10 protein-coding genes are annotated in these 15,707 nt (G+C 64.0%); 4 read left to right on the top strand and 6 right to left on the bottom strand.

Annotated elements, in window-relative coordinates; all coding sequences use genetic code 11:
- Nucleotides 1-191: 191 nt before the first annotated feature.
- On the bottom strand, nt 192-1,619 hold the full coding sequence (locus CKV91_RS01855; protein ID WP_197691375.1) for a chloride channel protein: 1,428 nt from the start codon (nt 1,617-1,619) through the stop codon (nt 192-194).
- Between the two features lie 1,027 nt (nt 1,620-2,646).
- Here CKV91_RS01855 and CKV91_RS01850 point away from each other — a divergent pair.
- A complete protein-coding gene (locus CKV91_RS01850; protein WP_021105242.1) occupies nt 2,647-3,612 on the top strand; it encodes a 2-hydroxyacid dehydrogenase in 966 nt (321 codons plus the stop codon).
- A gap of 881 nt (nt 3,613-4,493) precedes the next feature.
- Here CKV91_RS01850 and CKV91_RS01845 read toward each other — a convergent pair.
- Nucleotides 4,494-5,927, bottom strand: coding sequence for a DUF2079 domain-containing protein (locus CKV91_RS01845; protein ID WP_065860856.1), 1,434 nt, complete (start codon nt 5,925-5,927; stop codon nt 4,494-4,496).
- A gap of 1,418 nt (nt 5,928-7,345) precedes the next feature.
- On the opposite strand from CKV91_RS01845, the gene glpA reads away from it, so the two are divergent.
- From glpA to CKV91_RS01830, 3 genes are read left to right on the top strand one after another with little or no spacing between them, the layout of a single operon-like run.
- Nucleotides 7,346-8,980, top strand: coding sequence for an anaerobic glycerol-3-phosphate dehydrogenase subunit GlpA (gene glpA, locus CKV91_RS01840; RefSeq protein ID WP_021105240.1), 1,635 nt, complete (start codon nt 7,346-7,348; stop codon nt 8,978-8,980).
- Entirely contained in the window at nt 8,977-10,314 is a 1,338-nt protein-coding gene (gene glpB / locus CKV91_RS01835; RefSeq protein WP_095140923.1) for a glycerol-3-phosphate dehydrogenase subunit GlpB, read from the top strand. The genes glpA and glpB overlap by 4 nt, the downstream gene beginning before the upstream one ends.
- A gap of 2 nt (nt 10,315-10,316) precedes the next feature.
- Entirely contained in the window at nt 10,317-11,567 is a 1,251-nt protein-coding gene (locus CKV91_RS01830) for an anaerobic glycerol-3-phosphate dehydrogenase subunit C (protein WP_021105238.1), read from the top strand.
- A 686-nt stretch (nt 11,568-12,253) separates the two neighbouring features.
- Here CKV91_RS01830 and CKV91_RS01825 read toward each other — a convergent pair.
- From CKV91_RS01825 to CKV91_RS01810, 4 genes are all read right to left on the bottom strand, one after another.
- Complete coding sequence (locus tag CKV91_RS01825) at nt 12,254-13,003, bottom strand: alanine racemase (protein ID WP_095140922.1); 750 nt, start codon at nt 13,001-13,003, stop codon at nt 12,254-12,256.
- Complete coding sequence (locus CKV91_RS09910; RefSeq protein WP_095140921.1) at nt 13,000-13,308, bottom strand: alanine racemase; 309 nt, start codon at nt 13,306-13,308, stop codon at nt 13,000-13,002. The genes CKV91_RS01825 and CKV91_RS09910 overlap by 4 nt, the downstream gene beginning before the upstream one ends.
- A complete protein-coding gene (locus CKV91_RS01815) occupies nt 13,305-14,474 on the bottom strand; it encodes a lipid II:glycine glycyltransferase FemX (RefSeq protein WP_081659015.1) in 1,170 nt (389 codons plus the stop codon). The genes CKV91_RS09910 and CKV91_RS01815 overlap by 4 nt, the downstream gene beginning before the upstream one ends.
- Before the next feature lie 623 nt (nt 14,475-15,097).
- On the bottom strand, nt 15,098-15,589 hold the full coding sequence (locus CKV91_RS01810) for a GyrI-like domain-containing protein (protein WP_021105234.1): 492 nt from the start codon (nt 15,587-15,589) through the stop codon (nt 15,098-15,100).
- Nucleotides 15,590-15,707 lie beyond the last annotated feature (118 nt).

The following is a 15,707-nucleotide window of genomic DNA, read 5'->3' as shown; positions in this document are numbered from 1 at the left end:
GTGGCTTGACGATGCGCATTCTCCCATGTCCATTTCGTGCAGGAGCCGACAATGTCTGGGGCTGTTTGTCCTCACGCACGCGTCGATCAGCGGGTTCTGGCGATGAACAGACGGCCTGCCCGAGGCCAGCATCACGTCACCACATGGGACTCCGGCCGTGGTCAGGCCGTGCTGAATGGCGACGGTGGCCGTCACTGGGCTCCGTCGGCACTCCTCTCTTTCTTCCTGCGTGCTGCCTTCGCCGTCTCGAAGGTCTCGTGCACCTCCCGTCCCTCCAGACGGTCGCGCAACTGGGACCGGTAGATCGAGACCTCACCCACGGCTCGCGAGGCCACGGCGACGGCAATCATCGCGGGGGCCAGCAGGGAGAGGTTTCCGGTCATCTCGCCGACCATGAGCATCATCCCCAGTGGGGCGTGTGCCACAGCCCCGAAACAGGAGATCATGCCGACGATGACGAAACTCATCGGCGAGGCAGGCATGCCGGGCAAGGTCTCCAGCAGTCGCCACATGGCCGCGCCGGTGGCCCCACCAATGACCATGCCGGGGCCGAACACACCGCCGGAACCGCCGGAACCGATGGACAGGGTCGTCGAGAGGATCTTCGCGAAGGGGATGGCCAGGACGATGATCATCGGCATCTTGACGAGCACGTCGGCGTACATCTCCTGCTGCACGTCGCCGTAGCCGGTGCCCAACGCCTGGGGCAGCAGCAGGCCGAGCAGCCCGACGCACAGGCCTCCCACGGCAGGCTTGAGCCAGCCAGGCAGCCGCAGCTTGGCGAACAGGTCGGAGCCCTTGTAGAACACCACTGCGTAGAGCCGACCCATGAGGCCGGCAGCCAGCCCCAGGAAGATGAACCAGATGAGTTGCACCGGTTTGGAGAACTGCACGCCCGACAGGGTGCCGAAGATCGGGCTGAACCCGTAGACGGATCCGAAGGTCACGTAGGCGACGATCGAGCTGATGAGCGAGGGCATCATCGCGTCGGCCTCCATGTCGTCGCGGTAGAGCAGCTCAGCGCCGAGCAGGGCACCGCCCAACGGGGCACGGAAAATCGCCCCGATGCCCGAGGCCATGGCTGCTGACACGGCGATACGTGCGTCGGGGGTGCGGATGTTGAGCCGTTTGCACAGCGCCGACATGGCGGTCGCGCTGATCTGGGCCGTCGGGCCCTCGCGCCCGCCGGAACCGCCCGAACCGATGACCAGGGAGGAGGCAATGATCTTGACCACTGCCACCTTGGGTCGAAGCTCGGCAGGATCATGATGGACGGCGTGAATGGCGTTGTCAGTGCCATGTCCCTGGGCGGTGGGGGCGACGAAGTGCACCAGGGTGCCCGAGACGAGGGCACCGCCTGCGACCACCAACGGGATGGCCCACGGCCGAGACATGGAGCTGCCAGGGCTGCCGTCTCCCTCACCCAGGGTGCCCGGGGGTCGATAGCCGCCCAGCCCCTCCAGCAGCCAGTGGGTGCCGGTCTCCAGACAGAAGAAGAAGATGATGGCACCGACTCCTGACAACAGGCCGATGAGCAGGCCCATGAGGAGCCAACGGTTCAAGGAGTCCCGGAACGCCTTGGGACGGTGCGGGACGAGGGCCTTGCGGAACCTGCGCAGTCGTCTGACCCACCGGTGCTGGGCCTCCTTGCGTACATCTCGGTTGCCGGAGCGTGGTTCTGGGCCCGAAGTTTGCACCCAGCCATTGTGACATGGCCGACAAGGATCGCGACAGATACCCAGTGGTGGAGAAGCCAGACTTGTTGGCGAGACCGAATCCACTGCGAGTGGTACAGGCACTTGTTGGCGGAGAGGCCAGACGGCAGGATGGGGTGCTGCCCTGCCCCTGGCGGGAATGACTGGCCACCAGCGCCTGACTCGGGTGAAGACGACGAAGGTGCCAAGTGAGACGCTGAGCTGCTCACACCAACGCCTGGTTCCCGCAGGGACGACACTCACTGTTGCACGGCAGAGAGGTTTGCCAGCGTCTGTACGGGGAAGTGTCGGCCTCTCCGCCCGGACGTCCACCTTTCACAGTCGTCTCCACCCCTCGCAGCTTCAGTCGGCCCCTCCGCCCGATGTGCACCGGGTGGGGCTTGCCGGTGCCCGCGCGGGGGACACGAGGTGTGTGCAGGAGCGACGAGACATGCCCATGCAGGGGTTGGCGGTGGAATCAGGGTGAAGCGTTCCACTGCCATGGGCCCTCCGTCCCAGTCAATTCAGCACTGCGTCAGGTCGGAGGCATTCCGTACTCGCCACGAAGCTCTCGATCGGCCAGTGTCAATTTCTCACAACTGGGAGCGGTCATCTGCAAATGATGTGTTGTCCCGCCGCTCTGCTGACATTTTTTGACACCGCACAGATCTGAATACCGTGGGCCGGGTCCCGGAGCACAGCCCTGCGCCGGCAGTTCCTCCTTGTCAGCCCCCTGCATGTTTTCCCCGCCGCCCTGCACGGGTGCCGACAGGGAGCGCACCTTCCCGAGGAACGCAGGCCATCCCGGGTTGTGAGAAATGAGCACGAACTGAGCGCCGGAGCTCTGTGACGATCACGAACCCGGGCGGGAAATGCTCCCGAGGAACCGTTGCACAGACCTGGATGGCGCATCTTTCGCACACGGCCTCCCCGTGCGGGTTAACGTGGAGCCATGAAACGCATCGTTGTCACAGCACCTCAACTCACCGACATCGTCGCCCGTGAGCTCGACGGATGCGAGATCATCGGCGGGGGCCACGCAATGACGCGCGAGGAGCTCGCCGAGCAGATAGTCGAGGCGGATGCCCTGCTCAGCAGCCTGTCCGATCCACTGGACGCCGACATGCTCGCCCGGGCCACCAAGCTCGAGGTCATCGGCCAGTGCGCCGCCGGATTCAACAACATCGACGTCGACGCAGCGCGCGACCGCGGCATCGTCGTCACGACGACGCCGGGTGTGCTGCACGAGACCACCGCGGATCTCGCCTTCGGACTCATGCTCATGGTGACGCGTCGGCTGGGTGAGGCCGAACGGTACGTGCGGGCCAAGCAACCGTGGCACTACGACCACACCTTCATGCTGGGCATGGGGTTGCAAGGTGCCACCTTGGGGATCATCGGTTTGGGCCAGATCGGTGAGGCCATGTCACGACGTGCTGCTGCCTTCGGTATGGACGTCGTCTACACCGCGCGACACGACAAGGACGCCTCGGCCATCGACGCCACCAACCCCAACACTGCCCCCACTCGGCGTGTCGAGCTCGACGAGTTGCTGAGGACCAGTGACGTCGTCTCCGTGCACTGTCCACTCACCGAGCAGACACGTCACATCATCGACGCCGATGCGCTGGCCGCCATGAAGAGTACGGCCTACCTCGTCAACACGGCGCGAGGTGCCTGTGTCGATGAGAAGGCCCTCGTCACTGCCCTGCGCAATGGCGAGATCGCAGGAGCCGGGCTGGACGTCTACGAGAACGAACCTGACATCGAACCCGAGCTCTATGACATGGACAATGTGGTACTGCTGCCCCACATCGGCTCAGCGGCTCGACGGACGCGCGAAAAGATGACCGAACTCGCTGCGCGCAACATTGCCGCCGTGCTCGGGGGAAAGGATGCTCTCACCCCGGTGGGATGAGGATGTCGCGACGTACCTGCCATCTGCTCATCTGTGCACTTCGAGGGGGCACCGCTTCGGTGGGGTGATGACCGGTCAGGGTCCCCAGGCTGTTGAGCTGTGGCGATCGTGGTGACCCGACCAGCTGATGACAACGATGTGGTGGTGTGGATGAGGAGTGGTGCAGCCTGAAGCACGGGCTTTCCCTCGTCGCGGCAGGGTCGGTCGTTCCGTGTCGAAAAATGTCAGCCGGGCGGAGGTGACGACACGATCGTGCACCGAGGCTTTTCGAGCAGGGAGAATTCGCACCAGCAATCGCGGTGTCGTCCCTGACCTGGTTGGGTGCAGTCCAGGGCCTGCCGCGATCTCGACACTCCCGATGATCTGGCGTGGTGGGCGCGCGAGTTCTCCCGTCATGGCGGCTGCCTCGGGTGAGGTCATGTCGAAAAATGTCGGTTGGCGGGGGATGGCTGCACCACAGTGATTTGGTCCCTCGGGGCGGGGTGGAAAATGTCATGCCGTCAGCGCGGATGCCTTCCCAGGCCAGACGCGAACCAGTGCAGTGTCCTCAGCGCTTCTTTCCCTCACGGTGTGGGCACAAGAACTCGATCTGAGCAGACGCGAGGAGGCACATCCGTGAAGCACGGGCTTTCTTCGTCTAAGCAGGGTCGGCCGTTCCGTGTCGAAAAATGTCAGCTGGGTGGGAGCGGCTGCACTGCAGTGCCCTGACCCCCTCCGACTCGATGAAAATTTCACACACCAGCCAAGGTCGAGGAGGATGACATGAATCGGCGGCACCTCAGCGTCACGGTCTCTGCCGGCCGGCAGCGGTCCTTCCTGCTGGTGTCGCGCCTACCGGCTGCCTCCGCACCGCGCAAGGTCTTGTGCGCGCAGGTCTTGGCCTATGGCGCCGTAGGTCCGCACAGCTTCTTGTCTGGTACGACATTGCTCGTGCTGAGAAGGATGTAGTTCTCCTTGTCCGCAATGCGCTGATATCCCTGATCCTCGTAATCCTTCAAGGCGTCCGAGGGCTTGGACAGACCATTGCCGGTGTCTGCCTGTGTCATGTCGAGAATGACGAGGTCTGTTCTGGGGGTGGGGGCGCCGGGGACCGTGACTCGATTGGTTGAGGTGAGGTGGGGCGCGACTCGGTCGTCTGCGGTCACGCAGGTGTTTTCTGGTACCGCTGCGAGCATCTCATTGATGGCATCAATCCGCGGATTGTTCTTGATCGTCCGCACATCCTGGGGAAGTTGCCGGAACGGCTCTGTCCACTCACCTTCCAAGTGTGCAATTCGATATGAGTAGGTGATGCTGACCAGCAGGACGGCCACCACCGCCTTTCGCCAGTTCTTCGAGACCCTTCCCACGACTGTCACCGCTGCGATGGCGAAGATGACGAATTCGATGGCGTTGTAGTGGAACATGCCCATCCACAGCAGGGGGCGGTTCGACCACATCCGCGACAACAGAATTGGCAGGCACGGCAACCAGCGCACCGATCCGAGACACAGGAAGAAGAACGGTTCGACGAGGAGCAGGAGGGTCTGGCGCTTGTAACTGTTGCCGAATGCGATGCCGAGGCTTTTGAGAGGGTGCTGCACGATCATGGCGAGCATGTCCGAGAGGCTCGATCCGAAATCTGGGTAGTCCCAGTAGGCGAAGGTGCCGTCCGGTGCCAGCGACGGAATGACCAGCCTCGTGATGACGACGAATGCGACGATGCCCCCGAGGAACATGTACACACCACGCAGCGCCTGTCGATGGTCGTGGGTCGTGCGCCATACCTCCCAAGCCCAGACCAGTCCCAGCAGGGCGACGACGGTTCCCAGGTCTTCCCGCACGCCGAGCAACAGGACGCATGCCACGATGAACGGTGTGAACGAGCGACGATCCAGGGCGTCATAGGCCAGGCAGACCAGGGGGATGGCCATGCAGATCTCGTGAAAGTTGAAGTCGATGAGCCCCTGCATCGGCCACGAGAAGGCGATGAGAACGGTGAAGATCCGTGCTGCGATCGGATGCATTCGTCGTTCGGCGATCCGGGTGAGCAGCGGCAGGCTCAATGCCACCACGATTGCCTGTCCCACGAGCAACATTCGCGGATCGTCCCAGATCCAGTACAGCGGTGCGAAAACCATCAGCAGCGGATGGAAATGGTCGCCGAGCAGGTTGAATGAGACCCCCTTGAGGGGCGAGTAGGGGAGATGGAAGTGCGCATAATTGCGTACCGCTTGGTCGAATATCCCCAGGTCGTACCCCGCTGACCTGAAGACAGTGTGACGAATGAGGGCGTACGTGCTGTAGCACAGCGTCACGATGATGACGATCGACACGTCAACAATTCGGGTGATTGTCGTGGATGCACCTGTGCCTCCCGTACTGATCGGTATCGCTGATGCTTGTTGATCAGTCTGGGCCGGGGACGCAGGGCGGTGCCTGTGAAGCATGACCATGTGGCTTTCATCTCGGCTGTGTCGGGCATGGTTGTGGTGTGACTGGACACCGGGTGGCTGACAGAAGTGTAAATGGGTGATGCGCGTGGGCCCATGCGCCCAGCTTCCCCGAGGCAGGATCTTGCCGGTCAGCGCATAGGAGACGTCGCAGCTCGGCATCGTGGATTCCTTGCGCCGTGACGTGTGACAAGGCGGATGCACCTCGGGCGATGGACATGCTGGATGGGCAGCGTGTCAAAAAATGTCGAGTGGTGCTGGTGGGATGCATGGGAGTACCTCGCTACCGCATGGCACGGTGAAAATCGTCATTGACGGGAATCTCTTGCGGGGGTCATCTCCGATTCGTGGGAGACATCTGTGGTGAGTTGATCTGGTTCCATCGGTGCGAGGCGCCTCGCCAGGACTCGCGCCTCGTCGCCGGTCAGGTGTCTGACGAGCCGTGGTCGGGACCAGCCATCCGCTGATCACTGGCTGTCAATTTTCGGTAGTTCCGCTTTCGGTCACCCCACGCCTTGGAGTGGTGGGTACGAAGAGCGGTTCTGCCGTGGTGAGCGCGCGATTCTCTCTGTGGAGGAAGCTCGGTTGAGGGCATGTCGAAAAATGTCGGTTGGCAGAGAACGGCCGCATCGCGGTGCCTGGTCCTTCGTGACCGGATGAAAATTGTCATGGGAGACAGTGCGGAGGTCTTTCAGCGCCAGGCACGAGCCACGCCACGTCTCACTCAACGCCTCTCTCCTCACGCAGCGGTGCAGTGGAAACACGAGATCTCTTGAGACGGGTGCGAACTGTGAGGTGTCGAAAAATGTCACGCGGGGAGACTCAGCTGCACTGCAGTGACTCGATGCCCTCTGGCCTGACAAAAATGGTCATCACGGTCGGTGGACAGTCGACACCCAGATCTTGTCCATGGTGTCCGTCCGGTCAGGTTGCCCATCCCTCGGTCAGATTGTCCGCTCCCGATCAGGTTGCCCATCGCTCGTCAGGTGTCCGTCCTCGATCAGCTCGGCGCATGTGCCTCCATCGCCTCAAGACGATGGGCGTCACACTCCATGACGACGGGCACCGCTCCACTCGTTCTCGATTGGCTCGTCCAGCCCAGCACCTCCTGATGCATCCCATGGGATGCACATATTTCCTCCGGCCTGCACGTCCGTTCTTCACGTGTCGGAATTCATGCACGTTGGCAGGGCGCATAGGCACAGATGCATGGCGTCTCGTAGTCTTGATGACAAACCTGACAGTGTCGCAGGCGAGAGCCAGCCAGAACCCGGGCCGCGCACCCGGAGGGAGTACTACTTATGAGAACCATGGAGGCGGATGTCGTCGTCATCGGTGGCGGTGCCACCGGGGCAGGCGTTGTCCGGGATGTAGCAATGCGCGGGTATTCCGCCATTCTGCTCGACAGGGCCGACCTCGGCCAGGGCACCACGGGCCGGTATCACGGCCTGCTGCATTCCGGTGGACGTTACGTCGTCTCTGACCAGCAGTCGGCCACCGAGTGCGCCGAGGAGAACGCCATCGTCACGCGGATCAACGCAGACGCGGTCGAGAGCACCGGCGGACTCTTCGTCGTCACCCCGGAGGACGACCTCGACTTCTCAGATCGTTGGGTTGAAGGGGCCACCGCTGCCAAGGTGCCCTTCGAGGAGATCACCGTTGGTGAGGCACTTCGTCGTGAGCCCCGCCTCAACCCCGGGATCAAACGTGCCTTCGCGGTGCAGGACGGCACCGTCGATGGCTGGCAGATGGTGTGGGGAGCCGCCCACTCCGCCGAGGACTACGGCGCCCAGATCCTCACCTACCACGAGGTGACCGGCATCGAGCTGGACGGGGACCAGGTCTCCGCCGTCAAGGCCACCGCCCTCAAGACGGGCGAGCAGATCACCATCAACACCAAGTTCGTCCTCAACGCCGCTGGCCCGTGGGCCGGCAAGATCGCCGAGATGGTCGGATGTCACGACGTCGACGTCGTCGCCGGTCGCGGCATCATGATCGCCATGAACCACCGTCTGGTGAACACCGTCGTCAACCGGTGTATCTACCCGGCCGACGGTGACATCCTCGTGCCGGTGCACACCGTGTCGATCATCGGTACCACCGACGTCAAGGAAGAGGACCCGGATCGTCTGCCGATTCCTCGCAACGAGGTGCAGCAGATGCTCGACTCCGGCGAGGCCCTCATCCCCGGGTTCCGCGAGTCCCGCGCCGTGCACGCCTGGTCGGGCGCCCGCCCGCTGTTCAAGGACAAGCGCGTGGCAGCTTCCGACACCCGGCACATGTCGCGCGGCATGAGCATCCTCGACCACGGCTCCCGTGACGGCGTCAAGGGCATCGCCTCCATCATCGGCGGCAAGCTCACCACGTACCGCCTCATGGCCAAGAACATCGTCGACGTCATGGTCGAGCAGCTGGGCGACGATCGCCCCTGCCGCACCGCCGAGGAGGCCGTGCCCGGCTCGACCTCCGGCAAGAACTACCTCATCACCCATCGCCTGGGTGAGAACGAGGAGCGTCGTGCCGCCACCGGCCTGGTGCGCGGCGGTGACCCTGCCAAGGTGCCCGCCAAGTCCAAGATCGACGACCAGGTGATCTGTGAGTGTGAGCTCATGAGTCGCAAGGCCTTCACCGATCTGCTGGCCGAGCAGCCGGACGCCACCTTCGACGACCTGCGTCGTCAGCTGCGTCTGGGCATGGGGCCCTGCCAGGGTGGCTTCTGCTCCATGCGCGCCACCGGCGTCGCCCTCGAGGAGGGTGCCATTGACGCCGAGCGTGCCACCGGCCTGCTGCGCCTGTTCCTCAAGAACCGGTGGATCGGTCTGTGGCCGATCCTCTACGGTGAGCAGGTTCGCCAGACCGCTCTCGACGACTGGATCTTCCAGGGGACCTTCGACGTCGAGCACCTTCCGGTCCCCGAGAGCGAGGTTGTACTGTGACCGCCACTGCAGCACCTGAGTCCATCACCGTTGCCCGGGCCAACGCGCCTCATGTCGCCGTCATCGGCGCCGGTCTCGCCGGGCTCGTCACCGCGCTGCGTCTGCGCCGCGCTGGAGCACGCGTGACCTTGGTCACCAAGGGTGTCGGCGGCCTGCAGCTGGGCCAGGGCACCATCGATCTGCTGGGCTACGACCCTGAGCGGGTCACCAACCCCGCCAAGGGCATCGAGGCCTTCGCGGCCAAGCACCCCGAGCACCCGTACGCCAAGATCGGCGTCGAGGCGGTGCGTTCCGGCGTCGAGCTGCTGTCCGAGATCCTCGGTGAGAAGCTCGTCAGCGGCTCTGCCGATGAGAACGTCCTCGTGCCGACCGCGGTGGGTGCCGCCCGTCCGACGGCGTTCATCCCCGAGTCCATGAAGGCCGGCGTGCTGCATGGCGACGCCAAGATGGTCATCATCGGCGTGGCCCAGTACAAGGACTTCCATCCCTCGCTCATCGCGCAGAACCTTTCGCGCACCGTCCTGCCCGATGGTGGCAAGCCGCAGGTTCGTGCCGTCATGGTGGACTTCGAGGCTCGTCCCGGCGAGTACGACGCCACCGGCCTCAACCTGGCTCGTCGCCTTGACGATCCCGAGGTGCGCAAGATCTTCCTCGAGGGGCTCAAGGCATTCGTCAATCCCGGAGAGGTCGTCGGTCTGCCGGCCATCCTCGGTATCGACAACCATGACGAGGTGCTGGCCGACGCCCGCGCCATCCTGGGCACCGACGTCTTCGAGATCGCCTCGCTGCCGCCGTCCGTGCCCGGCATGCGCATGAACAATCGGCTGGTCAAGCTCGCCAAGGATGAGCGTGTCGACTACATGCTCGGCACCAAGGTCGTCGGGGCCACCGCCGGATCCGACGGCAAGCTGGAGTCGATCACCCTGCACACCACCGGACACGAGCGTGAGCTCAAGGCCGACGCCTTCGTGCTGGCCGCCGGCGGTTTCGAGTCCGGTGCCCTGCAGCTCGACTCGCACTACGAGCTGCACGACACGATTCTCGACCTGCCAGTGAAGATGCCCGAGGGTGCCAAGGCGGAGAACCTGACGCACGGCGACTACTGGGGCGATCCACAGCCGCTGTTCCTCTCCGGCGTCGACGTCGATGAGGACATGCGTGCCATTCATGACGGCAAGCCCGTCTACACCAACGTTTTCGCTGCTGGTGGCGTGATTGCCGGCGCAACTCGTTGGCAGGAGAAGTCCGGTGAGGGAATCGCGCTGGGATCGGCGATCAAGGCCGCTGACGCCGTCGCTGCCCAGCTGGGCGTCACTGCTGCGGAGAGGAACTGATCATGGGCGTCATCGAAGAGACATTTTCTGGCCACGAGGCCTCCCGGGCCTCGCTGGACGCATGCGTCAAGTGCACCATCTGCGAGACGATGTGTCCGGTCGCCAAGGCGACCCCGCTGTACACCGGCCCGAAGTACAACGGTCCGCAGGCCGAGCGGTTCCGTGACGGAGCCTCGGTGGACAACTCCCTCGAGTGGTGCAACTTCTGCGGCATCTGCACCCTGCACTGCCCGCAGGGTGTGAAGATCGCCGAGCTCAACGAGCAGGCCGCTGCCAAGATGAAGCACCAGAACGGTGTTCCGTTGCGTGACCGTCTCATCCCGCTCACGGTGCTCGAGGGCAAGGTGCTCTCCCCGATCGCTCCGCTGGCCAACTGGGGCCTCAAGCAGAAACCGATTCGCTTCGCCGTCGAGAAGATCATCAAGGTGCACCGCGAGGCCCCGATGCCCGAGGCCCACACCGAGACCCTCTCCAAGTGGATCCGCAAGCACAAGCCTGCCACCAAGCCCACCAAGGGCCCGGTGATCTTCTTCCAGGGCTGCGCCGGCGGCTACTTCGAGACTGAGACCTCCGTGAAGTCCATCGAGGTGCTCGAGCACCTGGGCTACGAGGTGCTCGTGCCCAAGCAGGGCTGCTGTGGCCTGGCCCAGCAGTCCAACGGTCTGTTCAAGCAGTCCACCAAGACCCTGCTCGACATCTGCGACAAGATCATTGCGCGTGGCAAGGGCATCCCGGTGGTGTCCTCCTCGGGTTCCTGCATCGGCATGATCAAGCACGAGGCCCACGAGATCATGGGTGTCGACGACCCGCGTCTGCACGACGTGTCGGTGCGCTCGTTCGACTTCTGTGAATTCCTCATGGAGGAGTACCGCAACGGCGAGATCGACCTCAGCGACCTCAAGCCGCTCGATCTCACCGTGCCGTACCATCAGCCCTGCCAGGTCAAGAGCCAGGGCATGGGATTCCCGGCCGTGCAGCTCATGGAGCTCATCCCGGGCGTCAAGGTGCTGGAGTCCAACGAGCCCTGCTGCGGTATCGCTGGTACCTATGGCCTCAAGGCCGAGCGCTACGACGTCTCCCAGAAGATCGGCGCCAAGGTCTTCGAGCACATGCGTGAGTACAACGAGGGCGTCGGTGTCTGCGACACCGAGACCTGTCGCTGGCAGATCACCAAGTCCTCGGGTGTGAAGATCGTCCACCCGGTGTGGCTGCTGCACCAGGCTCTGGGACTGTCGGACAACCTGCTCGACTGAGTGAGAGCCGGTTGATCGGCTGCGGTCCGGTTCGACCGAGTGACATGTGAATCCGGGGCTGCCCTGCGTGGGGCGGCCCCGGATTTTGCGATCCGACATCGTGACTGGCCCTGATTTCGGGCCCAGCAATTCGTGATTGGCAGCTGCCCCTGGGCAGAGGATGGGGCCACTTGGTGGCCATCGGGTCGTCGGTGACATGCCGAGCCGTCAAGTGCCAGTGGCGGCATCCTCTTCCATGACCGCGAGAGCGCCACTGGACGGTCCCCCTCTCTTGAGGCACGGGAGTACCGAGGTAGACGCAGGCCGGTTGTCTGTCGACCCACAGGTTCATCAGGCGTGGGCGCAGGAAAGCTTCGCGTCCCAACTGGTGAATGAGTGCTGGGCTCACCGGGGGCGTAGGGGCAAAGGGCGCGACTGGCACAGAATAGGTCAGGCCCCAAGTGCAGCACCGGACGTGTGTCGTGGGGGCGCGAGCATGATCCGGTCGAGTCCTGTGATCCTTCGATTCTCAGGGCGGCACCACTGGGTGCGAGAGCCAGTGTGACTGGACACGTTCTGGCAGGGGTGCCTCGCCTCGTGCACGAGTGGCGAGCCGTTCCGCTCCGCAAATCACCTGAGCTGTAGAGGGTCGGTGGGCTGGACGGCCTCACCGGACGTGCGTTGGCCCCGAGGCAATGAGTGGCCGGTCACTCCAGGACGATCGCGTCCGGGGTGGCCGTGGTGGCACGCATCGTGACGTCGATCTCGTCACCCACGGCGACGCTCACCCCACCCGGCACCCAGACCAGACTGGCCTGCATGTGGGGTGGTTCGACGAAGAACCGTTTGCGTCCCCCAACGCTGAACGGTGACAGGGCCAGCCGGGAGGCGTTGAGCAGACCACCCGCAGCAGCCGTGAGCTGCTGGCGCACCGAAGCGCCCGGGGTCGGGGCGCTCATCGCCACCCCGTGGCTCGTGCCCCCGTCGACGACGACCACCTGGCCGCCACGCGGATCGGGAACGGCGCGCTGCCAGTAGCCCACCCGCTCGCCACGGCTCACCTGGTGCACGTCGGTGACACTCGAGGTGTAACGGTAGGCATCCGTGCCACCCAGCCACAGATGCGTACCGACCCGGCGTCGCACCGTCACCGGCATCCGATGACGCAGCACGTCGAGCTCGTCGTCGTCCAGGTGCGAGACCCACAACGGGACCTTGCAGGCCGCCACGGCCGAGGTAGCAAGATCGGTGGCCTCCTGCAGGTGCTCACCTGTCATGGGCAGGTGGATCGTCCAGCCGACGATCTCCAAGCGGTCCTGGCAGACGGTCACAGCATGACGGAACTCCTGGGGTGCCAGCCCGAAGCGCAGCATCGAGGTGAGGACCTCCAGTATCACCCGTAGTCCGGGGCGTGAGTCAGCCAGCGCCTGGGCGTCCGCTACCCGCGAGACCGTCATGATGACCCCGAACCACTCTGGGCGGCCTCGTCCAACATCTGCTCGACGATCGGGTCGCCGGGCCGCCACGGCGTCAACACGACGACATCGCCGGTGAACCCGCCGGCGCGCACTGCCGCGACCTCACCGGCCGTCCCCACGGCGACGACGTCCGCCGTCAGACGTGCCGCCTCACCAGCCAGCCGCTCCAGCCCGAACCCGTAACCATTGCCCTTGATCACCGGTACGGTCAGCCGGTCGCCGGCCAGAACGGCACCCTGGTGCGAACGCCAGGCTGCGGTATCGACGTGCATGACGAGACTCATCGGCTCCTCCGCTCCATGTAGAGGTCGAAGGCCTTGTAGAGCAGTGGATCGATGACGAGGTCCCACTCGCCGATGTAGCTCACGGCCTGCCCGCCCGAGCCCACCTTGAACTTGATGAGGCCGAGCTCGGGATCGTCGGCGGTCAATCCCTCGGTGATGCCGCGCATGTCGTAGACATCGGCGTCGACCGCCATCGCGTCCTGGATCATCTGCCACTGGATGGCGTTCGACCCGCGTACCTCGCGCTTGGCGTTGGTGGAGGCGCCGTAGGAGTACCAACAGTGCCGGCCCACGTGGATCCACGTTGTCGCGGCGACGACGTCGCCCTCGTGGCGAGCCAGGTAGACGTGCATCCGATCGGGATCCTCGGCATTGAGGGCGTCCCACATGTGTTCGAAGTACTCCAGCGGACGTGGGGTGAAACCGTCGCGCTCGGCAGTCTCCAGATAGACGGTGTGGAAGGCAGCCAGGTCGTCCCGACCACCGGTGACCACCTCGACGCCCTTCTTGGCGGCCTTGCGAATGTTTCGGCGCCACAGCTGATTCATTCCAGCCAGCACCTCGTCCTCGCTCAGACGCACCCGCTCGCCGTCCTTCCACCGCACGAGGGGCAGCTGGAAGTTGAACTTGGGTTGGCCGGCGGCGAATCCCTGCTCATCCTTTGGTGGACGCCACCCCAGGTGGCGCAGCTGGTTGGTCAGGTAGGTTGCTCGGCGGTTCGTCCGGTCGGTAGGCACCTCGGACAGTGCCGTGACGGACTCGTCGGCGATGGCCGCCTTGATGGTGTCCTTGGCCCACACGCGATGTGGCAGGGTGGGGCCGATGCGCAGGGCGAAGGCGCCGCGAGACTTCACGTGGCTGCGCAGGGCGGTGAGGAATTCTGGCAGCTCAGGGGAGGACCAGTCCACCACCGGGCCCTCGGGCAGGTAGGCCAGGTAGCGGTGCAACTTGGGCACCTGACGGTAGAGCACCAGGCCGACACCAAGCAGTTCGGTGCCGTCCCGCACGATTCCGATGGACTCAGAGCGCCAGTCGGTTTTCACCTGCGCCCAAGCAGGGGTCTGTAGGAAACTCACCGTTTCGCATGCCTGCGACCCCGGGCTCGCCCAGTCCTGTAGAAAAGCCAGATGTTGATCGGCAGAGATACGTCGTACCTGAATCGTCACCCCTCAACCATACGGGGTTCATGGGTGCCCAGCGAGCTCGCGAGCCGAGAGTTTTGTGCACCCGGATGCCACGAGGCGGGACGCGGCTGATCGAAAAGGGTGGTGGAGCCGGAAAGCTCATGGAGTCTGGGAGTGAGGTCCGTGGTGGATGCACAAAATTGTCAGGCGAGCGGTGGATGAGTCAGATGAGGGACTGTGGCACCGGTGAGCTGTGATTTTTGTGCACCGGGATTGGTCAGTGCGTGGTTGGAGGCTGCTGTGTTTGAGTCGTGGGGGAGTTGTGTCTGACAGTGTTGTTTCTGAACAATGGGGCTTTGCCAGCGGCGTGCACATTTTTGTCAGGCGAGGGGTGGGCGAGGCATCTGAGTGACGCGAAGGACGGCGTGCTGGGATTTTCGTGCTCTGGGTTTTCGACCCCGTGCCCTGTGCGCATCAGATCCTGTGGGAGACGACCCGAAGGTGCGGATTCTGTTGAGGCCGCGCCCTGTGTGCACCAGGTCCTGTGTTCATCGAACCCTGTACTCACCAGTGCCGGTGCTTGATCCAGCCTGGTTCTGGGGTGGTCAGCGGATTCTGGGGTGAGCGGCAGGGGAACGCTGTGCAGATGGCGTCTCCGAGTCACATCACATCTCGTCGGGGTATGGCACCACGGGAAAGCAGACGTCGCAGGTGGGATCGTCGATGGCGGCATCGTTCCACTCACCCCAATACACCTCGCGGGGAGCGCCGTTGCGCTGCCAACCGCGATCGGTGAGGTCGGCATCCAGGCCGGCGTAGATCTCGTCGATCTCGGGAAAGGCAAGCTCAGCCCGGCTCACCGTCACCCACGCTTCCACATGCTCCGGCTCCACCCGCCGAATGATTCCCTCGGGCAGCTCCAGTCGACGCCCGAAATCGGGGTCGATGGGCTGGCACACCTCCACGGTTCCCGGGGAATCCACCGTCAGGCCATCGTGGTAGATGACGAACGGGTACCCGTTGCCCTCCAGCAGTCGCGCCATGCCGTTCATCGCCTCGTCGATGAACTCGTCGAGCCCGTCGACGCTGACCCGGCGATTCACCGAGATGATGTGTTGATCGGCAACCACTCGTCTGTGCGGCTCCTTGGCGTTCATCGTGGGCTCCTTACGATTTTTTGGGGGGGTGAAGGCGGCTTGGTCTGGGCAATGCCAAGGTGAAGGTCGGTGCCCGGACGGCTCTGGGACGAGTGGCCGGAAGTAGCTTCAACCATCC

This window comes from Cutibacterium granulosum (genome assembly GCF_900186975.1).
Classification (GTDB): Bacteria; Actinomycetota; Actinomycetes; order Propionibacteriales; family Propionibacteriaceae; genus Cutibacterium; species Cutibacterium granulosum.
Note: the sequence above shows the minus strand (reverse complement) of the source record. Positions and strands in the feature narration are given on the sequence as shown.

Excerpts from the sequence above, each read along its gene's own strand:
- CKV91_RS01830 (WP_021105238.1), top strand. The coding sequence starts at position 10,317 with ATGGGCGTCATCGAAGAGACATTTTCTGGCCACGAGGCCTCCCGGGCC.
- CKV91_RS01850 (WP_021105242.1), top strand. The coding sequence starts at position 2,647 with ATGAAACGCATCGTTGTCACAGCACCTCAACTCACCGACATCGTCGCC.
- glpA (WP_021105240.1), top strand. The coding sequence starts at position 7,346 with ATGAGAACCATGGAGGCGGATGTCGTCGTCATCGGTGGCGGTGCCACC.
- CKV91_RS09910 (WP_095140921.1), bottom strand. The coding sequence starts at position 13,308 with ATGAGTCTCGTCATGCACGTCGATACCGCAGCCTGGCGTTCGCACCAG.
- CKV91_RS01810 (WP_021105234.1), bottom strand. The coding sequence starts at position 15,589 with ATGAACGCCAAGGAGCCGCACAGACGAGTGGTTGCCGATCAACACATC.
- CKV91_RS01825 (WP_095140922.1), bottom strand. The coding sequence starts at position 13,003 with ATGACGGTCTCGCGGGTAGCGGACGCCCAGGCGCTGGCTGACTCACGC.